22 protein-coding genes and 1 pseudogene are annotated in these 22,092 nt (G+C 67.0%); 14 read left to right on the forward strand and 9 right to left on the reverse strand.

Annotated features, from left to right (window positions below; genetic code table 11):
- Positions 1–2: 2 nt before the first annotated feature.
- Complete coding sequence (locus tag CG716_RS16120; protein ID WP_094481336.1) at positions 3–1,448, forward strand: vWA domain-containing protein; 1,446 nt, start codon at positions 3–5, stop codon at positions 1,446–1,448.
- Here the strand turns inward: CG716_RS16120 and CG716_RS16125 are convergent.
- Together CG716_RS16125 and CG716_RS16130 are read right to left on the reverse strand one after the other, a co-directional pair.
- Positions 1,445–1,755: pseudogene (locus CG716_RS16125) on the reverse strand (DUF6790 family protein); the annotation flags it as partial. The gene CG716_RS16120 and the pseudogene CG716_RS16125 sit on opposite strands and share 4 nt — an antisense overlap.
- The gene (locus tag CG716_RS16130) at positions 1,743–3,065 is read right to left on the reverse strand and encodes a PE-PPE domain-containing protein (protein WP_094481338.1); all 1,323 of its coding nucleotides are present in this window, start codon (positions 3,063–3,065) and stop codon (positions 1,743–1,745) included. The pseudogene CG716_RS16125 and the gene CG716_RS16130, both read right to left, overlap by 13 nt.
- Here CG716_RS16130 and nadD point away from each other — a divergent pair.
- Genes nadD through CG716_RS16155 form a run of 5 tightly spaced genes read left to right on the forward strand, consistent with a single transcriptional unit; the run spans position 3,010 to position 6,373 of the window.
- Positions 3,010–3,678 (forward strand): nicotinate-nucleotide adenylyltransferase, encoded by a 669-nt coding sequence (gene nadD, locus CG716_RS16135; RefSeq protein ID WP_264003653.1) that lies wholly within the window; start codon positions 3,010–3,012, stop codon positions 3,676–3,678. The genes CG716_RS16130 and nadD overlap by 56 nt on opposite strands.
- Complete coding sequence (rsfS, locus tag CG716_RS16140) at positions 3,675–4,082, forward strand: ribosome silencing factor (protein WP_094481340.1); 408 nt, start codon at positions 3,675–3,677, stop codon at positions 4,080–4,082. The genes nadD and rsfS overlap by 4 nt, the downstream gene beginning before the upstream one ends.
- Positions 4,079–4,747, forward strand: coding sequence for a glucosyl-3-phosphoglycerate phosphatase (gene gpgP, locus CG716_RS16145; RefSeq protein WP_094481342.1), 669 nt, complete (start codon positions 4,079–4,081; stop codon positions 4,745–4,747). The genes rsfS and gpgP overlap by 4 nt, the downstream gene beginning before the upstream one ends.
- A complete protein-coding gene (gene octT / locus CG716_RS16150; protein WP_094481344.1) occupies positions 4,737–5,507 on the forward strand; it encodes a diglucosylglycerate octanoyltransferase in 771 nt (256 codons plus the stop codon). Before gpgP ends, octT begins: the two co-directional genes overlap by 11 nt.
- A 2-nt stretch (positions 5,508–5,509) precedes the next feature.
- Positions 5,510–6,373: a DegV family protein gene (locus CG716_RS16155; protein WP_094481346.1), complete on the forward strand. Its 864-nt coding sequence runs from the start codon at positions 5,510–5,512 to the stop codon at positions 6,371–6,373.
- Here CG716_RS16155 and CG716_RS16160 read toward each other — a convergent pair.
- Together CG716_RS16160 and CG716_RS16165 are read right to left on the reverse strand one after the other, a co-directional pair.
- Positions 6,360–6,911, reverse strand: coding sequence for a YceI family protein (locus tag CG716_RS16160; protein WP_094481348.1), 552 nt, complete (start codon positions 6,909–6,911; stop codon positions 6,360–6,362). The two genes, CG716_RS16155 and CG716_RS16160, sit on opposite strands and share 14 nt — an antisense overlap.
- Before the next feature lie 96 nt (positions 6,912–7,007).
- Entirely contained in the window at positions 7,008–8,063 is a 1,056-nt protein-coding gene (locus tag CG716_RS16165) for an NAD(P)H-dependent amine dehydrogenase family protein (RefSeq protein WP_094481350.1), read from the reverse strand.
- 196 nt (positions 8,064–8,259) lie between these two features.
- Between CG716_RS16165 and CG716_RS16170 the strand changes: the two genes are divergently transcribed.
- The 3 genes from CG716_RS16170 to holA are packed head-to-tail and all read left to right on the forward strand — an operon-like array spanning position 8,260 to position 11,521.
- On the forward strand, positions 8,260–9,057 hold the full coding sequence (locus CG716_RS16170) for a ComEA family DNA-binding protein (RefSeq protein WP_094481511.1): 798 nt from the start codon (positions 8,260–8,262) through the stop codon (positions 9,055–9,057).
- A gap of 32 nt (positions 9,058–9,089) precedes the next feature.
- Positions 9,090–10,559: a ComEC/Rec2 family competence protein gene (locus CG716_RS16175; RefSeq protein WP_094481513.1), complete on the forward strand. Its 1,470-nt coding sequence runs from the start codon at positions 9,090–9,092 to the stop codon at positions 10,557–10,559.
- Positions 10,556–11,521, forward strand: a complete 966-nt coding sequence (gene holA, locus CG716_RS16180; protein WP_207760699.1) for a DNA polymerase III subunit delta — start codon at positions 10,556–10,558, stop codon at positions 11,519–11,521. The genes CG716_RS16175 and holA overlap by 4 nt, the downstream gene beginning before the upstream one ends.
- Here the strand turns inward: holA and rpsT are convergent, their stop codons facing one another.
- The gene (rpsT, locus tag CG716_RS16185) at positions 11,522–11,782 is read right to left on the reverse strand and encodes a 30S ribosomal protein S20 (RefSeq protein ID WP_094481352.1); all 261 of its coding nucleotides are present in this window, start codon (positions 11,780–11,782) and stop codon (positions 11,522–11,524) included.
- A 158-nt stretch (positions 11,783–11,940) separates the two neighbouring features.
- On the opposite strand from rpsT, the gene CG716_RS16190 reads away from it, so the two are divergent.
- Genes CG716_RS16190 through CG716_RS16200 form a run of 3 tightly spaced genes read left to right on the forward strand, consistent with a single transcriptional unit; the run spans position 11,941 to position 15,465 of the window.
- On the forward strand, positions 11,941–13,617 hold the full coding sequence (locus CG716_RS16190) for a circularly permuted type 2 ATP-grasp protein (protein ID WP_410430795.1): 1,677 nt from the start codon (positions 11,941–11,943) through the stop codon (positions 13,615–13,617).
- The gene (locus CG716_RS16195; RefSeq protein ID WP_094481354.1) at positions 13,617–14,594 is read left to right on the forward strand and encodes an alpha-E domain-containing protein; all 978 of its coding nucleotides are present in this window, start codon (positions 13,617–13,619) and stop codon (positions 14,592–14,594) included. The genes CG716_RS16190 and CG716_RS16195 overlap by 1 nt, the downstream gene beginning before the upstream one ends.
- A 31-nt stretch (positions 14,595–14,625) precedes the next feature.
- Positions 14,626–15,465: a transglutaminase family protein gene (locus CG716_RS16200; protein ID WP_094481519.1), complete on the forward strand. Its 840-nt coding sequence runs from the start codon at positions 14,626–14,628 to the stop codon at positions 15,463–15,465.
- Here the strand turns inward: CG716_RS16200 and CG716_RS16205 are convergent.
- Genes CG716_RS16205 through CG716_RS16215 form a run of 3 tightly spaced genes read right to left on the reverse strand, consistent with a single transcriptional unit; the run spans position 15,405 to position 18,841 of the window.
- Positions 15,405–16,952 carry a PepSY-associated TM helix domain-containing protein gene (locus CG716_RS16205; RefSeq protein WP_094481356.1) on the reverse strand — a complete coding sequence of 516 codons (1,548 nt, stop codon included), beginning with the start codon at positions 16,950–16,952 and terminating at the stop codon, positions 15,405–15,407. The genes CG716_RS16200 and CG716_RS16205 overlap by 61 nt on opposite strands.
- Before the next feature lie 28 nt (positions 16,953–16,980).
- On the reverse strand, positions 16,981–17,811 hold the full coding sequence (locus CG716_RS16210; protein WP_094481358.1) for a ribonuclease Z: 831 nt from the start codon (positions 17,809–17,811) through the stop codon (positions 16,981–16,983).
- A 25-nt stretch (positions 17,812–17,836) separates the two neighbouring features.
- On the reverse strand, positions 17,837–18,841 hold the full coding sequence (locus tag CG716_RS16215) for an aldo/keto reductase (protein WP_094481360.1): 1,005 nt from the start codon (positions 18,839–18,841) through the stop codon (positions 17,837–17,839).
- 121 nt (positions 18,842–18,962) lie between these two features.
- Here CG716_RS16215 and CG716_RS16220 point away from each other — a divergent pair, with 121 nt between their 5' ends.
- Positions 18,963–19,394 carry a CBS domain-containing protein gene (locus CG716_RS16220; RefSeq protein WP_094481521.1) on the forward strand — a complete coding sequence of 144 codons (432 nt, stop codon included), beginning with the start codon at positions 18,963–18,965 and terminating at the stop codon, positions 19,392–19,394.
- A gap of 10 nt (positions 19,395–19,404) precedes the next feature.
- On the opposite strand, the gene CG716_RS16225 is transcribed toward CG716_RS16220, so the two are convergent.
- Entirely contained in the window at positions 19,405–20,001 is a 597-nt protein-coding gene (locus CG716_RS16225; RefSeq protein ID WP_094481362.1) for a type II toxin-antitoxin system PemK/MazF family toxin, read from the reverse strand.
- 173 nt (positions 20,002–20,174) lie between these two features.
- Between CG716_RS16225 and lepA the strand changes: the two genes are divergently transcribed.
- Positions 20,175–22,046, forward strand: a complete 1,872-nt coding sequence (gene lepA / locus CG716_RS16235; RefSeq protein ID WP_094481366.1) for a translation elongation factor 4 — start codon at positions 20,175–20,177, stop codon at positions 22,044–22,046.
- Positions 22,047–22,092: the final 46 nt, after the last annotated feature.

Here is a 22,092-nt window from a genome sequence, read left to right on the forward strand (position 1 = left end):
CGATGGCCGTCCGCAGGGTGCGCCCCTCACAGCCGCTGGCCCCGCACGGGCTGCCCGGCCATCTGGTCGGCTTCGTCGAAGCGCTACGTGCCCAAGGGATTTCGGTGGGCCCGTCTGAGACGGTCGACGCCGGCCGGGTGCTGACCGTGCTGGGGCTCGGTGACCGCGAGTCGCTGCGCGAGGGACTGGCCTGTGCGGTGCTGCGCCGCGCCGACCACCGGCCGACCTACGACGCGCTGTTCGACCTGTGGTGGCCGGCCGCGCTCGGTGGGCGGACCGTCGTGGTCGACGAGGACGCCGACGAGGATTCGCCGGACGGGTTGCCGCCCGAGGACATCGAGGCGATGCGGCAAATGCTGCTGGACATGCTGGCCGACAATCCCGACATCGGTGACATGGACGAGCGGCTGGTCGCGATGATCGCTCAGATCGTCGAGGCCTACGGGCGTTACAACTCCAGCAGGGGCCCGTCGTACTCGTCGTATCAGGCGCTTAAGGCGATGGGGCTGGACGAACTGGAGGGCCGGCTGCTGGCCGGACTGCTGGCGCCGCACGACGACGACCCGACGCCCACGCAGGAGCAGATCGCCAAAGCGCTTGCCGCACAGAAGATCGCACAGCTTCGCCGGATGGTGGAAAGCGAGACCAAGCGACGCACCGCCGAACAGCTGGGCCGCGAGCACGTCCAGATGTACGGCATCCCGCAGCTGGCCGAAAATGTCGAATTCCTGCGGGCCTCCGGCGATCAGCTGCGCCAGATGCGCAAGGTGGTCTCCCCGCTGGCGCGGATGTTGGCGACCCGGCTGGCCGCGCGCCGCCGTCGCGCCCGTTCCGGTTCCATCGACCTTCGCAAGACGCTGCGCAAGTCGATGTCGACCGGTGGCGTGCCGATCGACGTGGTGCTGCGAAAGCCGCGGCCGGCGCGACCGGAACTGGTTGTGCTGTGCGATGTCTCGGGCTCGGTGGCCGGTTTCAGCCACTTCACACTGCTGCTCGTGAACGCGCTACGTCAGCAGTTCTCCCGGGTGCGGGTATTCGCTTTCATCGACACCACCGACGAGGTGACCCACCTGTTCGGTCCGGACGCCGACCTCGCCGTCGCTATCCAACGCATCACCCGGGAGGCGGGCGTCTACACCCGCGACGGGCACTCCGACTACGGCAACGCGTTCGTGTCGTTCACCGAGAACTTTCACAATGTGCTGTCGCCGCGCAGCTCGCTGCTGGTGCTCGGCGACGCGCGCACCAACTACCGCAACCCCGCCGTCGACGTCCTTGCGCACATGGTCAGTGCCAGCCGGCATGCGCATTGGCTCAATCCAGAGCCCCGGCATCTGTGGGGCAGTGGTGACTCGGCAGTGCCGCGCTACGAGGACGTCATCCCCATGCACGAATGCCGTTCGGCCAAGCAGCTCGCCGCGGTGATCGACCAGCTGCTCCCCGTCTAGGCCAGCGCGTCGCCGCCGGTGCGCCGAGACCAGAGGTACGGCGCCCACATGACGATCGGGAGTAGGAAGTTCGTCCATAGCGGAAAGCCGCTGTTGTAGGGCTCGGTGTCGTTCTCGGCCAGCCAGTAGTAGACGTGGCCCGCGCCGTCGCCGATGTATTGGATCGTCAGCACGATGATCGTGCAGAGCCAGAAGTGGCCGCGGAACAAATACGCCAAGATGCCGATGACACCGATTGACTTGTCTCCCAAGGCATTTTCCCACTGGAAGCCCCCGCTGCCCCGGTGTAGCCGATCAGTTCGACGGTCGCGCGCTGCCGCCGGTGCTCTTCTTCGGTCCGTCGCTCTGCGACGATGCGGCCGACTTGGCGGAGGTCGCCTTCTTGGCGGTGCTGACCTTCTTCGGCGTGCTGGCCGCGGTGACGGCTTTCTGCGTGGCGACCGCGGGAAGGCTGATCGAAGGAAGGCGCAGCGATGGGAGGAGGTCGATTCCAGGGAGTAACTGCGCCTTCGTCGGCTTGCTGTAATCGGTTCGGTCGTAACCCATCTCTATGAACTTGCGCAGCACCGGATCGATCGCGCCCAGAATCGGTTCGGGCACAATGCCCTGCAGCGGCATCAGCAGCGGCACCAGGGGAGTGCGTATCAGGTAATACGTTGTGTCCCCATGCACTTGGTAGTACGCGCTGCCGCCGGCCGTGGCGGCTTCGATCTGCCCGGCGGTGAGTTCGGTCTGCGTCTGCGCGTGGACGTAGATCATGCCCATGATCGCGTTGACCGTCGCCAGCAGATCCAGCGGGTAGGTGGGGAAGTCCGCCCAGCCGTCGTACTGGCGTGCCACGTCGACCGTGGTGTCACCGTTGTCGGGGGTGGCGCCACTCAAACTGATGTCAAGGCCCGGAATGTACAGCCCGGCAAACCTTTCCAAGATTCCGCCATTGGGCCGGCTCGGGTTTTCGACGAGGACGAACGTGTTGCCGGTGCCTTCGGGATGGGCGGTCTTGTAGCGAGACAGCACAACCGCACCCTGCGATATCCCGAACACGACATCGCCTCCGGGGTTCTTGGCCTCCAGGTGCGCCACACCCTGGGCGACCGACTTGTTCCACGTCAAATCGAAGATGCCGTTGTTCGAAAATGGCCAGAAGCCGGCGTTGTACGCGACGCAGCCGCTCGACGCGGGCGGGTTGGACGGGGTGTCCGTGCCTTCCAGCACCTGAGAGATGAACGCGCGATATTGGTCGTCGGTGGGTGTCCAGCCGATGTTCGTCCCGTACAGGTAATCCACGGTCGCGGCGGTGAGCGCCGGTGCCGTCGTCATCGTCGGGGTGAATCCCACCACCACGGCGGCGGCCACGGCAGCCACACTCGTCACGGGCAGTGCCCTGCGTCGACTGCCGAACTTCATCATCATTGACCCCTTGATCGGCATAACTCGAATCGGCGCAAAATGGTACCTGAACCGCAGCAATATCCCGGGATGTTCTTTGCCGGCGCGCAATTCTCGCGATGGCTTGCGAGCGTCGCGAAACGCCCGCCGCCCTCCCGTAAGCTGGTCAATCGTGGTTTCCTCGGCTCGACGCAGGCTCGGCGTGATGGGTGGAACGTTCGATCCCATCCACAACGGCCACCTCGTCGCGGCCAGTGAGGTGGCCGACCTCTTCGATCTCGACGAGGTGGTGTTCGTGCCCACCGGCCAGCCGTGGCAGAAGTCCCGGGAGGTGACCCCTCCCGAGGACCGTTACCTGATGACGGTCATCGCGACCGCGTCCAACCCCCGGTTCTCCGTCAGCCGGGTCGACATCGATCGCGGTGGACCCACCTATACGCATGACACGCTGCGCGACCTGAGCTCGCTGAACCCGGACGCTGACCTGTTCTTCATCACCGGGGCAGACGCTCTGGCCTCGATCCTGTCCTGGCAGAACTGGGAGGAGCTTTTCGCTCTCGCCAAGTTCGTCGGCGTCAGCCGGCCGGGCTACGAACTCAACGGACAGCACATCGTCGCCGCCTTCGACCAGCTGCCCGAAGAAGCACTGAGCCTGGTCGAGGTGCCCGCGTTGGCTATCTCGTCCACCGACTGCCGCGTCCGCGCCGCCGGTAACCGGACGATCTGGTATCTAGTGCCCGACGGCGTCGTGCAATACGTGTCCAAGCGCGGCCTGTACAGCGCGGCGGGCCAGGTGCGCCGCATCGCCGCCGTCACCACAATCGAGGAGACCACCACGTGACCGCGTCCGACGAAGCCGTCCAGATGGCCACCGTGGCTGCCCGCGCCGCGGCAGCCAAACTCGCGCAGGACATCGTCGTCATCGACGTCTCCGGCCAGCTGGTCATCACCGACTGCTTCGTGATCGCCTCGGCGTCCAACGAACGGCAGGTCAACGCGATCGTCGACGAGGTCGAGGAGAAGATGCGGCTGGCCGGGTACAAGCCTGCCCGCCGGGAGGGCACCCGGGAAGGCCGCTGGGTCTTGCTGGACTACGTCGACATCGTGGTGCACATCCAGCACCAGGAGGAGCGCAACTTCTACGCCCTGGACCGGCTGTGGCGGGACTGCCCGTTCCTCTCGGTCGATGTGGACGATGTCGAGGCCGGAGCTGTCGGGCCGGCGACATCGGAGGAGGTGCCGTGACGGTGCGCCGTCTGGTCATGCTGCGGCACGGCCAGACCGAGTACAACGCCGATAGCCGTATGCAGGGCCAGCTCGACACCGAACTGACCGATCTGGGCCGGGCGCAGGCCGTTGCGGCCGCCGAGGTGCTGGCCAAGCGCCAGCCGCTGTTGATCGTTTCCTCGGACCTGCGGCGCGCCTATGACACCGCGGTGGCGCTGGCGGAGCGCACCGGGCTACGGGTGCAGGCCGATACCCGGCTTCGGGAGACCCACCTCGGTGACTGGCAGGGGCTCACGCATCATCAGGTGGACGACCACGCGCCCGGAGCGCGGCAGGCTTGGCGCGACGACGCCACCTGGGCGCCGCACGGTGGCGAAAGTCGTATCGACGTTGCTGATCGCAGTGTGCCACTGGTTGCCGAATTGGTTGCCGGAGAACCTGAGTGGGGTCGGGATGATCCCGACCGGCCGGTGGTGCTGGTGGCTCATGGTGGGCTGATCGCAGCGCTGTGTGCGGCACTTCTCGGACTCCCCGTCGAGAGCTGGCCGGTGCTGGGCGGGATGGGTAACGCCAGCTGGGCACAGCTGTCCGGGCACAGCGCCGACGACGCTGCGTTCGAAGCCATCCGATGGCGGCTCGACGTGTGGAACGCCTCGGCTCAGGTGGCCAACGATGTCCTCTGACCGGCTGGATCCTCCTTCGGGTCGCTCCGCTCCTTTCCCCCGGACTCTATTGATCTTCTGTGATTCCCTGTCCTACTACGGCCCGTTAGGCGGTCTGCCCGCTGACGATCCGCGCATTTGGCCCAATATTGTTGCCCGCCAGCTGGGCTGGGATGTCGAGCTGATCGGGCGGATCGGCTGGACCAGTCGCGACGTCTGGTGGGCGGCCACGCAGGATCCGCGGGCGTGGGCCGCATTGCCTCGTGCCGGTGCGGTGATCTTCGCGACCAGCGGCATGGACTCGCTGCCGTCACCGTTGCCGACTGCATTGCGCGAACTGATCCGCTACGTGCGCCCATCCTGGCTGCGCCGGTGGGCGCGCGACGGCTACGGTTGGCTGCAGCCAAGGCTGTCGCCCATCGCCCGCCCAGCACTGCCGCCTCATCTGACGGTCGAGTATCTGGAAATGACCCGTGGTGCTTTGGATTTCAACCGCCCAGGCATCCCGATGGTCGCCTCTGTGCCCTCGGTGCACATCGCCCCCACATATGGCATGTCGCATCGCGGCCGGGCAGGTACTGTTGCCGCGATCAACGCGTGGGCAGCCGAGCACGAGATGCCGGTGGTGGACCTGAAAGCCGCGGTGGCCGAAGAGGTTCTGGCCGGACGTGGCAACCCTGACGGTATCCACTGGAACTTCGAAGCGCACCAGGGCGTCGCCGATCTGATGCTCAAAGCTCTTGCCGAGGCTGGTGTTCCGCTCGACAACACCCGGGACTGACCATGGCCGTCGTCGTGGTCACCGATTCGTCGGCTCGGCTGAAGGCCGACGAGGTCCGCGCCCGCAATATCCGTGTGGTGCCGCTGCACATCCTGGTCGACGGGCGCGACCTGCGCGATGGCGTCGACGCCGTCCCGGGCGATCTGTACCAGCGCGGGCACGTGACGACTGCCGGTGCCACCCCGAGTGAACTCAGCGCAGCCTACCGAGACGCGTTGCGCGACAGCGACGGCGACGGTGTGGTGGCCGTCCACATCTCCGGGGAACTTTCCAGCACGCTCGGCGCCGCCGAATATGCCGCACGCGAGTTCGACGGTGCGGTGCGGGTGGTGGACTCGAAGTCGACAGCGATGGGCACCGGCTTTGTCGCACTGGCCGCCGCCCGCGCAGCACACGCGGGAGCGAAGATCGAAACCGTTGTCGCCGAAGCGGAATCAACGGTGTCCCGGGTGCGCGCTCATATCGTCGTGCAGCGGCTGGATAATCTGCGGCGCAGTGGCCGGATCGGCACCGCGGCGTCCTGGCTCGGCACCGCGCTGGCCCTCAAGCCGTTGCTGCGCATCGACGAACAGGGCCGGCTGGTGCTGGCCCAACGGGTACGCACCGCATCCAAGGCGCACGCGGCGATGGTCGAGCAGGTACTCGAGGTGGTGGGGGAGCAGCGCGCGGCCCTCGCGGTCCACCACATAGACAATCCCGGTGCGGCCGCTGAGATCGCGGCCACACTTGCCTCCGCGCTACCCGGCTGCGGCGATGCCGTCGTCACCGACCTGGGCCCCGTGCTCGGCGTCCACGTCGGCGCCGGCGCGGTGGGAATCGTCGTCGCCGTCGACCCCACCCCGCCGGGACCTCTCAGGCCTGCCTGAGCGCCTCGATCTCCAAGGTAATGGTGACCTTGTCGCCGACGACAGCGCCGCCGGTTTCCAGCGGCATGTCGATGTCGATCCCGAAGTCCTTGCGGTTCAACACCACTGATGCCTCGAAGCCCGCGACCGCGCCGTGCCCCATGCCAGGGTTGACCCCGTTGAACTGAAGGGCCAGAGCGACTCTCTTCGTCACGCCCTTGAGGGTGAAATCGCCCTCAAGGCGGTAGTCGTCGCCGTCGGGGGTCACCGATGCCGACACGAATGTCGCGGTGGGGTACTTCTCGACGTCGAAGAAATCAGCCGCCCGCAGGTGCGCATCGCGCTGCTCGTTGCCGGAGTGCACCGAGGCCACGTCGATCTCCGCCGACACCGACGGGGTGCCGTCAGCCGCGACGGTCACCGCCCCGCTGAACGTGCCGAAGGTCCCGCGGACTTTGCTGACGACGAGGTGGCGTACCGAGAAGCTGATCGACGAGTGGACGGGGTCGATCGCCCAGGTTCCTGCGCTGAGATCGGTGGTCTGAGCCGGTGCGGTCATCGAGGGGTCTCCTTGTTCCGGGCGTGCTGGACCTAGTGCCCAGCACCTCAGACCAAGTAACCGGACTACGGTCCGGATTAATTCCCGCCGGTTGGCTCAGCCGGAAAAGCGCCCGGTCACCGGGGGCAGGTCCGCCAGCGTGACGATGCCCGGCGCGGCCGCCACCACCGCAGGCACAGCGTTGGTGACCGGCATCGCGGTATAGATCATGCCCAGCCCCATGAAACCGGACTCAGGCCAATTCTTCGGCGGCAGGCAGTGCAGTACCGTGCGCATGTTGGGCACGCCGTAGACCTGGATGACGTGACCGTGCTCCAGCGGTTTGGGCGGCACTACGTGGCTGCCCATGGTCCAGTTGAAGCCGACGCTCACCACATTGCGGTCACCGACCCAGCCGCGGTGGTAGCCGTACACCCCGCCGACGGTGCCCTCCGGGATCGTCATGAATCCGAGGTCGCTGTCGCCGGTGGCGGTGGTGAAGGTGACGTCGAACGTCATCCGGTCCAGCTGCGCGCCGATCGCATCGGCCATCATCGCCGCCGACTCGGCGAACACTTCGCTCTCCCGGCGCACGCTCTCCTCCAGTCCCGGAGTCTGCGGATCGCAGCCGAAGCCCATCGCGGACTGCGTGCCCGCCGACTCATACGTCGAACAGTCCACCGACTCCGTGATCCGGATCTCGTCGACGCTTTCACATGCGCCGGACAGCACCATGCCGACCATGTTCGTCATACCGGGATGGGCGCCGCTGCCGAAGATCGTCGAATTGCCTTGTTCGCAAGCCTTTCGGATTCTGTTCAGATCCTCCGGTGACTGCTTGCCGCCGGTGATCCAGGCCGCCGAGGAACACACGTTGACCCCGGCCTCCAGTAGGCGCACCAACTCGTCGACGCTGGGCCACAACGGGTTGTAGCAGCATGCGTCTGGCTTGGCGGCCAGCAGCGCGTCGATGTCGTTGGTCGCGGTGACGCCGGTGGGTTCGGGCCAGCCCGACAATTCGGCGGCATCGACACCGAGCTTGTCGGCGCCGTGGGCGTACACCCCGACCAGCTCCAGGTCCGGCCGGCTGATGATCGCGTGCAGCGACCGGCGTCCGATATTGCCAGTGGTCCACTGGATCACCCGAATTGGACGGTCGGCGGTGGTGGTCATGGGAAGTCCTCCTCGGCTGGCAAACGATCCTGATGGGTCTACCACCACCGGGCGCCCTCCCGAAAGGCGAAGTCCTATCGGGCGGCACACGGGCCGCCCCGGAGGCCTGTCCACAGACTCGGCATCATCCACAGGGTCGGGCTGTCGGCTGCTTGGAGGAGCGTTCGCGGTCCGGGTGCGCGCTTACGGTCGCGGCATGCGATCCGAGCAGCCGCTGGCGCGCCTGCGCCCGAACGAACCGGACCACCATGACGAAGACGCCGAGGACGAAATTCCGCTGCCCAGCTGGATCCCTGACGGACCGTCCGAACACGGCGCGGGCTGGCTGGCCGCGGTCCGCGCCGACCCCGGCCGGGCCGGTGGTATCGCCCTGGCGGTGATCGCTGTTGTCGCCGTACTCATCACGGTGTTCACCCTTATGCGTGACGATCCGCCGCCGGTCACCTCCGCCAAGCTCCCGCCGGTGGAGATGGTGTCCTCGGCCGCCGCTCGGCCCAGCGCGGACGCCAACCAGCCGGTCGTCGTCAGCGTCGTCGGGCTGGTCACCAAACCCGGTCTGGTGACGCTGGCGCCCGGCGCCCGTATCGCCGACGCGGTGTCGGCCGCCGGTGGCACCATCGCCGGCGCCGACACGCTGGGCCTGAACCTGGCCCGCCACCTGTCCGACGGTGAGCAGATAGTGGTCGGCATCGGCACCCCGGCGGGCCAGCCGACCGCGCTGGGCAGCTCGGTCAGCGGCGGACCACCGGCGGCTGCTTCCGATCCGCCTGCGTCGCCGGGCAAGGGGACGGGGGCACCGGCCGCCCCGATCGACGTGAACACCGCCACCGTCGAACAGCTCGACGCACTGCCCGGGGTCGGGCCGGTGACGGCCTCGGCGATCGTGGCGTGGCGGGACGCCCATGGAAAGTTCAGCAGCGTCGACCAACTCGGGGAGGTCGACGGCATCGGGCCGGCACGGCTGGAGAAGCTTCGGGCACTGGTGCGGGTGTGACCGATCCGGCACCGCCCGTCGCCGCGTTGGATCTGCGGCTGGTGCCGGCGGCGCTGACCGCGTGGGTGGTCACCGCGGCCGGTATCACCTGGCCAGTCGGCGCGGTGCTGGCCGCGGTGTGCGCGGTCGTCGGGCTGGGGTGGGCGGCGCTGGCTCGCTGGTGTGGTGCGGGCCGCCCGGTGCTGCGCACGACCGCCGTCGCGGTGATCGGCGCCGCGCTGATCGGAGCGGGGTTCGCCCTGGCGGCGGCGATGCGCGCCGACGCGGTCCGCGACCACCCGGTGGCGCGCCAGATCGGCGCCGTGGCCACCGTCACGGTGACACCGGGGGAGGATCCCCGGCCGCTGGGCAGCGGACGTCTCCTATTCCGCGGCACGCTGGCCGAGCTGAATGGCGCTGAAATGACCGGCAGCGTAGTCGTTTTCGCCCCGATTACGGGGTTCGGCGACCTGATGGCAGGCCAGCCGGCCCGGTTCAAGGCGCGTATCAGCAGACCGGCCAGGCACGACCTCACGGTGGGCGTACTCAATGCCACCGGTGAACCCGTCCTGGGCCGCGCGTCACCGCTGCAACGTGCAGCCAGAGCGGTGCGTACACGCTTCGCGGCGGCGGCACGCGACGTGCTGCCCGCCGATCAGGCCGCGATCCTGCCCGGACTCGTACTCGGCGACACTTCGACTGTATCCGCAGGAACGACAGCACAATTCCGCACGGCTGGTCTGACTCACTTGACCGCGGTGTCCGGTGCCAATGTCACGATCGTGTGCGGCGCGGTGCTGCTCTCGGCGGGAGTGATCGGTCCTCGTATCGCCGTCGGGCTGGCAGGCGTCGCGCTGATGGCGTTCGTCGTCGTGGTGCAGCCGAGTGCCAGCGTCCTGCGGGCCGCTCTGATGGGTGCGATCGCACTGGTAGCGATCGTGAGCGCCCGCCGGCGACAGACCATCCCGGTATTGGCGGCCACCGTGCTCGGATTGCTCATTCTGACACCGCAATTGGCGGTTGACGCCGGTTTCGCGCTGTCGGTGTCGGCGACCGCCGCCCTGGTCGTGCTGGCGCCGGGCTGGTCGGCGCGGTTGATCGCGCGGGGCTGGCCGAGGCCGCTGGCCGAGGCTGTCTGCATCGCGTTGGCCGCGCAGTTGGTCACCGCTCCGTTGGTGGCGGCGATCTCGGGTCGCTTCAGTGTGATCAGTGTGATAGCCAATGTGGCTGTTGCCGTGGTTATTCCACCGATCACCGTGTTGGGCACCGCGGCCGCGGCGGTGTGCTGGTTGTGGGCGCCTGCGGCCGGACTGTTGATCCGCTTCACCGGGCCCGAACTGTGGTGGCTGCTGAATGTCGCGTCAGTGGCCGCCGAGATTCCCGGCGCCGCGGTGCCGGTGCCGTCCGGTGCGGCAGGCGTAGCGACTGTCGGTGGGGTGACGCTGGTCGTCGTGCTGCTTTGGCGGTGGGTGTCGCGCCGCCGCGGATCGTCGTCGGCGCGGCGTGGCAGGATCGTGTGGTGACATCCGGCCTGCACCTGATCCTCGGTGACGAAGAGTTACTGATCGATCGCGCCATCTCCGAGGTGCTGCGGGCCGCACGCACCGCGGCAGGCAGCGTCGACGTCCCGGTGGACCGGCTACGCGCGGGTGAGGTGTCGGTCAACGAGCTCGTCGAACTGCTCAGCCCGTCGCTGTTCGCCGACGAGCGGGTCGTGGTTCTCGAATCGGCCGCCGAAGCCGGCAAAGAGGCCGTCGAGCTGATCGCCTCGGCGGCGGGGGACCTGCCGCCGGGCACCGTGCTGGTGGTCGTGCACTCCGGCGGCGGGCGCGCCAAGGCGCTGGCCGATCAGCTCAAGAAGCTCGGTGCCGAGGTGCATCCGTGCGCCAAGATCAGCAAGGCCGCCGAGCGGGCCGACTTCGTGCGGGCCGAGTTCCGCGCCCAGAAGGTCAAGGTCAACGAGGACACGGTCACCGCACTGCTCGACGCCGTCGGCTCCGACATCCGGGAACTAGCGTCGGCCTGTTCGCAGTTGGTCGCGGACACCGGCGGCCACATCGATACGGCCGCGGTGCGGCGCTATCACAGCGGCAAGGCGGAGGTCTCGGGGTTTGACATCGCAGACAAGGCGGTGGTGGGCGATATCGCCGGGTCGGCCGAGGCACTGCGATGGGCGATGATGCGCGGTGTCCCGCACGTTGTGCTGGCCGATGCGCTGGCAGACGCGGTTCACACCATCGCCCGGGTGGGCCCGCTGACGGGAGACCCCTACCGGCTGGCCGGTGAGCTGGGCATGCCACCGTGGCGCGTTCAGAAGGCGCAAAAGCAATCGCGGCGCTGGTCCCGCGACAAGGTGGCGACCGCGATCCGGCTGGTGGCGGCGCTTAACGCAAATGTCAAGGGCGCAGCGGCTGATGCCGACTACGCCCTTGAGGATGCGGTGCGCAAAGTGGCGCACCTGGCCGCCGGTAGCGGCAGGGACTGATCAGATCTTGTTGAAGGCTTGAGCCAGCGCCGACTTCTTGTTGGCGGCCTGGTTCTTGTGGATGACGCCCTTGCTGGCGGCCTTGTCCAGCTTGCGGCTGGTCGCCACGAGCAGCTCGCCGGCCTTGTCCTTGTCGCCCTCGGCGGCGGCCGCGCGGAAACCGCGGATCGCAGTGTGGAGCGAACTCTTCACCGACTTGTTGCGCACCCGGCGCCGCTCGTTGGTGCGGATGCGCTTTTCCTGCGACTTGATGTTGGCCACGCGTTAGGTCTCCGATTTTCTTGCTTGGGGGTCTCGGTCTTGCCGGGGCCGTGGGGCCCTCGGGCAGCGACTGCTCAGGGTACCAGTGTGGGTGTCAATCTCCCAAAGTGGAGCTCACTGGCCTGCCGAAACAGCGATCTTCGGGCAGCATGTGACAGGTGAGCCTTCGCACCCTGCCTTCGGAATCCAGCCGGTCGTCTCGTAACGGTTCGCGACAGCCCCACCGCCACGACCATATCTTCGGCGGCTACAACGCCATGGGCTCGTATGCCAAGGCCTTTGACGAGATGTTCGACAAAGAAGGCAACGTCAGGGGGCCCTACAAGGGAATTTTCGCCGAACTTGCTCCGGCGGACACCGACGATCTCGAAGCCAGGGCCGAGGCGCTGGGCAGAGCCTTCATCGACCAGGGCATCACGTTCTCGCTGTCCGGCCAGGAGCGTCCGTTCCCGCTTGACCTCGTGCCGCGGGTCATCTCCGCGGCTGAGTGGTCCCGCCTCGAGCGCGGCATCACTCAGCGGGTCAAGGCGCTGGAAATGTATCTCGACGACATCTACGGCGACCAGGAGATCCTGCGCGACGGGGTCATCCCGCGACGGCTGGTCACCTCCTGTGAGCACTTCCACCGGCAGGCAGCCGGGATCAGCCCGCCCAACGGGGTGCGCATCCACGTCGCCGGCATCGACCTGGTGCGCGACGCCCAGGGCACCTTCCGGGTGCTGGAGGACAACCTGCGGTCCCCGTCGGGTGTCTCCTACGTCATGGAGAACCGGCGCACCATGGCCAGGGTCTTCCCGAACCTGTTCTCCACCCACCGGGTGCGCGCGGTCGGCGACTACGCCTCGCACCTGCTGCGCGCGTTGCGCAACGCCGCGGCCACCAACGAGGCCGACCCCACGGTGGTCGTGCTCACCCCCGGCCCGTTCAACTCGGCCTATTTCGAGCATTCGCTGCTAGCTCGCCAGATGGGCGTGGAACTGGTCGAGGGTCGCGACATGTTCTGCCGCGACAACGTGGTCTACATGCGTACCACTGAGGGCGAGCGCCAGGTGGACGTCATCTACCGCCGCATCGACGACGACTTCCTCGATCCCATGCAATTCCGCCCCGACTCGGTGCTGGGAGTGGCGGGCCTGCTCAACGCGGCCCGGGCCGGCAACGTCGTGATCTCCAGCGCGGTCGGCAACGGTGTCGGCGACGACAAGCTCGTCTACACCTATGTGCCGACCATCATCGAGTACTACCTCGGCGAGAAGCCGTTGGTCGCCAACGTCGACACGTTGCGCTGCTGGCTCGATGACGAACGCGAAGAGGTGCTCGACCGTCTCGACGAGCTGGTGATCAAACCGGTCGAGGGCTCCGGCGGCTATGGGATCGTGTTCGGACCGGACGCCTCGGAGAAGGAACTGGCCACGATCCGCAAGAAGGTCATCGGCGATCCCCGCGGCTGGATCGCCCAGCCGGTGGTGCAGCTCTCGACGGTGCCCACCAAGGTCGGGGATGCCTTGGCTCCGCGGCACGTCGACTTGCGCCCCTTCGCCGTCAACGACGGCGAGGACGTGTGGGTGTTGCCCGGCGGGCTGACCCGCGTCGCGCTCACCGAAGGGTCGCTGGTGGTGAACTCCAGCCAGGGCGGCGGTTCCAAGGACACCTGGGTGCTGGCCTCGCGCACGTCAGTGGCCGCGCGCGAGCTCGGGGCCGCTGAGATCGTCCGCAAGATCCCCAAATCGTCCAAAGCGCAGGTCGCCGAGAAAGGCTCAGAGCAGTCCGGTAACCAGCAACAACAGAATCAGCAGCAGCAGAATCAGCAACAACAGCAGCAGGTGATGCACTGATGCTCGCCCGCAACGCCGAGGCGCTCTACTGGATCGGTCGTTACGTCGAGCGCGCCGACGACACCGCCCGCATTCTCGACATCACGGTTCATCAGCTGCTCGAAGACTCCAGCGTCGACCCCGACCAAACCTCCCGCGTGCTGCTGCAGGTGCTGGGCATCGAGCCGCCCAAACATCAGCTCGACCTGTGGTCACTGACCGATCTGGTGGCGTTCAGCCGCGATCTCGAGGGTGGCTGTTCGATCGTCGACGCGATCTCGGCGGCTCGCGAAAATGCCCGCTCGGCAAGGGAAGTCACGTCCTCGGACATGTGGGAGTGCCTGAATACCACCTACAATGCGCTCGCCGAACGTGAGCGGGCGGCCCGCCGGCTGGGCCCGCACGAGTTCTTCAGCTTCATCGAGGGCCGGGCGGCGATGTTCGCGGGGCTGACCGATTCGACACTGTCGCGCGACGACGGCTACCGCTTCCTGGTGTTGGGCCGCGCCATTGAACGGGTCGATATGACGGTGCGGCTGCTGCTGTCCCGGGTCGGCGACAGCGCATCCTCGCCGACCTGGGTGACGGTGCTGCGCTCAGCCGGTGCCCACGACACCTACCTGCGCACCTACCGCGGTGTGCTCGACGCCAACCGGGTCGTCGAATTCATGTTGCTGGACCGGCTTTTCCCGCGGTCCATCTACCACTCGCTCAAACTGGCCGAGCACAGCCTCGACGAATTGATGCACCGCGCACACAACCGCGTCGGATCCACCGCCGAGGCGCAGCGGCTGCTGGGCCGGGCTCGAAGCGAGCTGGAATTCATCCGGCCAGGTGTGCTGCTCGAGTCGTTGGAAGAACGGTTGGCCTCCTTGCAGGAGACCTGCCGTGACGTCGGAGAAGCAGTGGCGCTGCAGTACTTTCACTCGGCTCCGTGGGTCGCGTGGTCGGATGCGGGGCAGCATGGCTCGCTGGTCATTGAAGAGGGAGAGATCTAACAATGAGCGCTTGCGCGAAGAGAGCCAGCTGATGTGGCGGATGCGGGTGGTGCATGCGACGGGGTATGCCTACAAGTCGCCGGTTACCGCCTCCTACAACGAAGCCCGGCTCACACCGCGCTCAGATTCCCGGCAGAACGTCATCCTCAACCGCGTCGAGACCATTCCGGCAACCCGCAACTACCGCTATGTGGACTATTGGGGCACGGCGGTAACGGCTTTCGACCTGCATGCGCCCCACACCGAACTGGAGGTGACGGCGTCTTCGGTGGTCGAGACTGAGAAGCCGGAATCCCCGGCCGAAGAAGTGTCGTGGAAGGAGCTGGCGTCCCCGGCGGTGCGGGACCGCTTCGACGAGGTGCTCACTCCCACGCACTACACGCCGGCCAGTCGGCGGCTCGAACGGGTCGGTAGACGCATCGTCAAGGAGAACGATCCAAACGATGCGGTGATCGCCGCCGCCCGCTGGGCGCACAGCGAACTGAAATACGTTGCCGGCACCACAGGTGTGCACTCCTCAGGCCTCGACGCGCTGCGCGAAGGCAAGGGCGTCTGCCAGGACTTCGCACACCTGACGCTGATCCTGCTGCGGGGCATGGGGATTCCTTCGCGGTATGTGTCGGGGTATTTGCATCCGAAGCGCAACGCGGTGGTCGGGGACACTGTCGACGGGCAGAGCCACGCCTGGATTCAGGCGTGGACCGGCAGCTGGTGGAACTACGACCCCACCAATGATTCCGAAATCAACGAGCAGTACATCAGCGTCGGCGTCGGCCGCGACTACGCCGACGTGACCCCACTGAAGGGCATCTACTCCGGCGAGGGGTCCACCGATCTCGATGTGGTGGTGGAGATCACGCGGCTGGGGTGATCACGCCGGGCGGCGATGATGCCCTCGGCGACGAGCACCACGACCAGTGAGAGGCCGAAGGCGGGGAACAGCACCCCGAGGACGACCGCGACGACCGCGACCGTGACCATGGCCCGCTTGGGGGTGCTGGCTCGGGTGGGTGCGCTGGCCGGCCCGGGCAGGCCACTGCGCCCCGACGGGCGGCGCTTCCACCACATCAGAAGACCGGTCAGCACGCTCAGCAGCACACCAAGGCAGGCGACGGTGGCCGAAATCCTTGTCAGCCAACCGAGTTGGTTGCCCATGTGCATGGCGATCCCGAAACTGGTCAACCGGGACAGCGCACCGTCCTGCGCGGCGGTGGCATTGGCGACGGTCAGCCCACTGAACTGGTCGAGGTACAGGGTGCGTTGTTCGGAGACCCGCTGCGGCCAGTGGTTGACCACCGTGTAGCTGCCGTACACCATTGCGCCGTCCTGCGTCGAGTCCGACGGCGGGAAGATCGAATAGCCGGGCACCATGTGTTCGTCCTTGGCGATGCGGTCGATGTCGGCGTATGACATCCGGGCCGCGCCCGCAGCATGGGGTTGCGAGGCGTAGACGGGATCGTCGACGGCGGCCCAGGCGATGCGACGGCCGAGCCGGTCGTAGTCGCCGAGCTTCGCAGGCGTTGAGGGAGCATCGATTTCGGTCGACGGAGTGACCGTGGCGGTCACCGCCCGCCAGTTCTCACCCCAGTACCGCGTCCAGGTCATGCCCGACAAGATGTAGCAGACTCCGATGACGGCGATCACCACACCGGTGAGCGCGTGCAGGTCGCGCCAGCGGATCCGGCCGCCGCGCCGCCACCGGACCGTCACTAGCGGCTTGGCGGCTTCCACTGCCCTGGGCCACCACAGATAGATGCCGCTGGCAAGAAGCACCAGAATCCACGTCGCGGTCAGCTCCATCCAGAGGTTGCCGATCCCGACCGGAATGGTGGATTGGGGATATGCCGACGGGTTGATGAGGTGGCCGAGTGACGGCAATTGGATGTGCGGCCCGTCGTTGCCGAACATCCGGTGCAGCTGATTGGCCCATCCGACGAGTCCGGAGAGTTGGCTGCGCTGGCCAAGATACGCACCGGTGTAGGGATCGACGTACACCTGGATGACGTCAGCTTCGGCCTGTGGGTAGCCCGGCGCGTCGGCAGCCACGAAATCTACCCGCGTCGAGGAGTCCTGGGCATCGGGCGGGGTAACCGCTTCCAGAGTGTCGGTGGCGCCGACGTGTTGCTTGGCCACGGCCACCTGCTCATCGAGCGGCACTGTCTGCGGGCCCGGTTCGACCACGAGCAGATGCCCGTTCAGCAGCGTGTCCAGCGGCTGGCTGTAGAGGATCACCAAACCGCTGCAGGCCAGGACCACCAGCACCGGGGCTGCGAACAATCCCACCCAGAAGTGCAGCCGCCAGATCCGGCGCAGCACAGCGGTGTCGGCGGGTGGCTTCGAAATCTCCGTCGTCGTCATCGCACCCTGAGTCGGTTGCGGGGCGGGATTAGTTCCCGACGGACACCCGGTGCAGGTCGTTGCCGACTTCCACCGGTCCGCTGAACTCGCCTGCCGCCAGCGCCCGCCATTGGTCCTCCTGCCCGGGCACCAGTGCGGGCACGTAATGGGTGAGCACCAGCGTGCCGACCCCGGCGCGGGCGGCGGTGGCCGCGGCCTGCTCCACCGAGGAGTGGTAGTCGAGGATGTCCCGGAATCGTTGAATCGGCATCTGCTGGACCAGATCGGCGCGAATCACGGTGTGCACCAATGCGCCTGCGTCCTTGGCGAGCGCGTCCAAAGATTCGCACGGCACCGTGTCACCGGCCAGGACCACCGAGGCGCCGTCGTATTCGACGCGGAAACCCAAGGTCGGTTCGACCGGGCGGTGGTCGGTGGGCGCCGCGGTGATCCGCACGCCGCCCTCGTCCCACACCAGACCGTCGGTGTATTCGTGCACCTGAATCGACGGGGGTTCAGTGATGTCGGGGTGGTGGCCGATGCGGTACGAGATGTCGGGTGCCAGCGCCGCCAATGTCGCTTCGACGACGGCCTTGGTGCCGGGCGGCCCGATGATCGGCAGCGGGCTGGGCACGAACGTCGTCACCCAGCGGGTGGTGATGACATCGGACAGATCAGTGATGTGGTCGCTGTGCAGATGGGTCAGCAGCAGCGCGGTGATGTTGGCCGCGCCGACACCGGCTGCGGCGGCCCGCATCAGGACCCCGCGCCCGCAGTCCACCAGGAACACCCCGGCGCCGGCTTTGACCAGCGTCGACGGTCCGGCGCGATTCGGGTCGATCATCGGGCTTCCGGTGCCCAGCAGCGTGATGTCGATCATGGGGTCATTCCTACACGCCCGATCGTCACTCGCGGGCCGATGACACCCAACCCGGATCGATCGAACGGTGGCCGGACACGCCCGTGCCGGCGGTCTCCAACGTCGTCACCTGGTCGGCGTTCAGCTGCACCGACAGCGATGCGGCGTTTTCGTCGACGCGGGCGGCACGCCTGGTACCCGGGATCGGCACCGATGCCACACCCAGCGACTCGGCTCGTTGCCGCAGCCACGCCAGTGCCACTTGGGCGGGCGTCGCGCCCACCACCTCGGCGATGGCGGAAACAACCTGCACCACAGCCAGATTCGCATCCAGCGCCGAGTCGGCGAAGCGGGGCATCAGGTGGCGCAGATCCCCATCCGAGCTGAGATCGGCGGCCGAGCGGACCGCACCGGCCAGGAATCCGCGGCCCAACGGCGAGTACGGGACGAAGCCGACGCCCAGCTCGGCGGCAGCCGGTACGACGTTGCGTTCGACATCCCGGCTCCAGATCGACCATTCACTCTGAACCGCCGCGATCGGGTGCACGGCCACCGCCGCGCGCAGCTCGTCGGCGGTCACCTCGGAGAGCCCGAGATGGCGCACCTTGCCCGCGGTGACCAGCTCGGCCATCGCACCGACCGTTTCCTCGATCGGCACCGACACGTCGCGGCGGTGCATGTAATAGAGGTCGATGACGTCGGTGTCGAGCCGGCCCAGGCTCTCGTCCACGCACTGGCGCACATAGGCGGCATCGCCGCGGGCCTTGAGCTTCCCGGTGGTCGGGTCGCCGTCGATGCCGAACTTCGTGGCCAACTGGACCTCGTCGCGGCGGTCGGCCAGCAATCGGGCGATGAGCCGCTCGTTGGCGCCGATGCCGTACACGTTCGCGGTGTCGATGAACGTCATGCCGACGTCCAGGCAGTGGTGCAGCGTTGCCAGCGATTCGGTGTCGTCGACGGCGCCATAGACCGGGGTCAAGGCCATCCCGCCGAATCCGATCGCGCTGACCGTCAGGCCATCACCCAACTTCGTCTTCGGCAGTGTGCCCATTGCAGACCTCCTCGGTGCTACTTCTGTCTCACGCAACTGTCTAACGCAACCGCTGCGGTTTGCCTCCCCGGGGGTGCGATAAGCCTTAGCCTGATGTGACATCCATCACAAGGGAGTGGCGATGCGCATCGCAGACATTTTGCGCACCAAGGGTGCGGCAGTGGCGACCATCACCGAGACGACATCCGTCACCGGATTGCTCGCTGAGCTCGTGATTCACAACATCGGCGCGATGGTGGTGGTCGGTCCTGACGGTGTGGTGGGCATCGTCTCGGAGCGTGACGTGGTGCGCAAGCTGCACGATGACGGCCCTGAGCTGCTGCGCCGCGCGGTGTCCGACATCATGAGCAAGGTCCTGGTGACCTGCACGCCGGACGACCCGATCGACGATCTGAGCGCCTTGATGACCAACAACCGGGTGCGTCACGTGCCGGTGATGCAGGGCGGCCGGCTGGTCGGCATCGTCAGTATCGGCGATGTCGTGAAGAACCGGATGGAGCAGCTGCAGGCCGAGCAGGAGCAGCTGCAGGCCTACATCACGCAGGGCGGTTAGCCGACGCCGGCTAGCTCCAGGAGTACTCGGCGCGCAGCCGGGCGGCCACCAGTTCGAACGTCGACTTCTCCAGGATCGCGCCTTCGCGGCGGATACCTTCCTCAGGGACGTCGAGGACCCGGTCCAGCCGCACCCAGCTGGGGCGACCGTCGTAGTCCCAGCCACCCGAGCCGATGCTGATCCAGTTCCGGTCCTCGGCGTGATGCGTTTGGCTGGACAGCATCAGGCCCAGCAAGGTCTGCCGGTCGCGCCCGACCACCAACACCGGGCGATCCTTGCCGCGGGTCGGATCGTCCTCGTAGACCACCCAGGTCCAGACCACCTCGCCCGGGTCGGCCCGACCGTCGAGATCGGGCGCGTAGACCAGGCGACGGGCGCGGTGCGCGGTCGGGACACTGCTGCTGGTCACGGGCCGGCCGGTGGTGATCGCGGCGGGTTGTTCGGTGGCTACGGAATTGGCAACCAACACCTCGATGCCCAGCTTGAGGCCCTGCTGGATGGTCCGCGGCACGGCCTGGGGAATCGGCAATTGCCGGATGAATTTGGGCGCCTCGTTGAACACGAGGTGCTCCGCCAACTTCTGGAACGTCCTCCACTGCGACGCCATTCTCGACAGCATAGGCGGGCGGAGTCTCGGTCGCTTCGCTCCTCCTCGGTCACTTCGTGCCCGCATCGTGGGCTCGGGAGATAAGCCTGCGGCGCGCGATTGTGTGCCGCGGGGCCTCTGTCGATACCCTGGATAGGCCAGAGAGCCCCCTCGAAGCATGACCCGACCAGGAGATTCCCATCAGCAGCTTCGCCGACAAGACTTTCACTGCGCCGGCGCAGATTCGGAACTTCTGCATCATCGCCCACATCGATCATGGGAAGTCGACGCTGGCCGACCGGATGCTCGGCATCACCGGCGTGGTCGCCGATCGCGATATGCGGGCCCAGTACCTCGACCGGATGGACATCGAGCGGGAACGTGGCATCACGATCAAGGCGCAGAACGTGCGCTTGCCCTGGAAGGTGGGGGACACCGATTACGTCCTGCACCTGATCGACACCCCTGGCCACGTCGACTTCACCTACGAGGTGTCGCGCGCGCTTGAGGCTTGCGAGGGTGCGGTGCTGCTGGTGGACGCCGCCCAGGGCATTGAGGCGCAGACGCTGGCCAATCTGTACCTGGCGCTGGACCGAGACCTGACGATCATTCCGGTGCTCAACAAAATCGACCTGCCCGCCGCCGACCCCGATCGGTACGCCGCCGAGATCGCCCACATCATCGGCTGCGAACCCGACGACGTGCTTCGAGTGTCCGGCAAGACCGGTGAGGGCGTGGCCGAGTTGCTGGATGAGGTGGTCCGACTGATCCCGGCGCCGGTCGGGGAGGCCGACGCTCCCGCGCGGGCGATGATCTTCGACTCGGTCTACGACATCTACCGCGGCGTGGTGACCTACGTCCGGGTGGTGGACGGCAAGCTCAACCCGCGCGAGCGGATCAAGATGATGTCCACCGGCGCCACCCACGAACTGCTCGAGGTGGGCATCGTCTCGCCCGAACCCAAGCCCAGCGACGGCCTCGGCGTCGGCGAGGTTGGCTACCTCATCACCGGTGTGAAAGACGTGCGTCAGTCCAAGGTCGGTGACACGGTGACCGCCGCCCGGCACGGAGCCACCGAGGCACTGACCGGCTACCGCGAACCCAAGCCGATGGTGTACTCCGGGCTCTATCCGGTCGACGGCTCGGACTATCCGAATCTGCGTGAGGCCCTGGACAAGCTGCAGCTCAACGACGCGGCGCTGACCTACGAGCCGGAAACTTCGGTGGCGCTGGGGTTTGGCTTCCGGTGCGGCTTCCTCGGGCTGCTGCACATGGAGATCACCCGCGAACGCCTGGAGCGCGAGTTCGACCTCGACCTGATCTCCACCTCGCCCAACGTCGTCTACCGCGTGATAACAGAGGGGACGGCGCCCGGTGATTCAGGATTGATCGTGACCAACCCGTCGGACTGGCCCGAGGGCAAGATCCGCGAGGTCTACGAGCCGGTCGTCAAGACCACCATCATCTCGCCGAGCGAGTTCATCGGCACCATCATGGAGCTGTGCCAGTCTCGGCGCGGCGAACTCGGCGGCATGGACTATCTGTCGCCCGAACGTGTCGAACTGCGCTACACGATGCCGCTGGGCGAGATCATCTTCGACTTCTTCGACTCGCTGAAATCGCGCACCCGCGGGTACGCCAGCCTGGACTACGAGGAGTCCGGCGAGCAGGAAGCCGCACTGGTCAAGGTGGACATCCTGCTGCAGGGTGAGGCCGTCGACGCGTTCAGCGCGATCGTGCACAAGGATTCGGCCCAGGCCTACGGCAACAAGATGACCACAAAGCTCAAAGAGCTGATTCCGCGCCAGCAGTTCGAAGTGCCGGTGCAGGCAGCCATCGGCTCGAAAATTATTGCCCGCGAGAATATTCGGGCGATCCGCAAGGACGTGCTCGCGAAATGCTACGGCGGTGACATCACCCGCAAGCGCAAGCTGCTGGAGAAGCAGAAAGAGGGCAAGAAGCGGATGAAGACGATCGGCCGGGTCGAAGTGCCCCAGGAAGCCTTCGTCGCCGCGCTGTCCACCGACGCCGCCGGGGACAAAGCCGGCGACAAGGCCAAGAAATAAGCCGTCGGTACCCGCCCAGTTGAGCCACAGGAAACTGCCAGCGGGG

It is taken from the genome of Mycolicibacterium sphagni (assembly GCF_002250655.1).
GTDB lineage: Bacteria > Actinomycetota > Actinomycetes > Mycobacteriales > Mycobacteriaceae > Mycobacterium > Mycobacterium sphagni.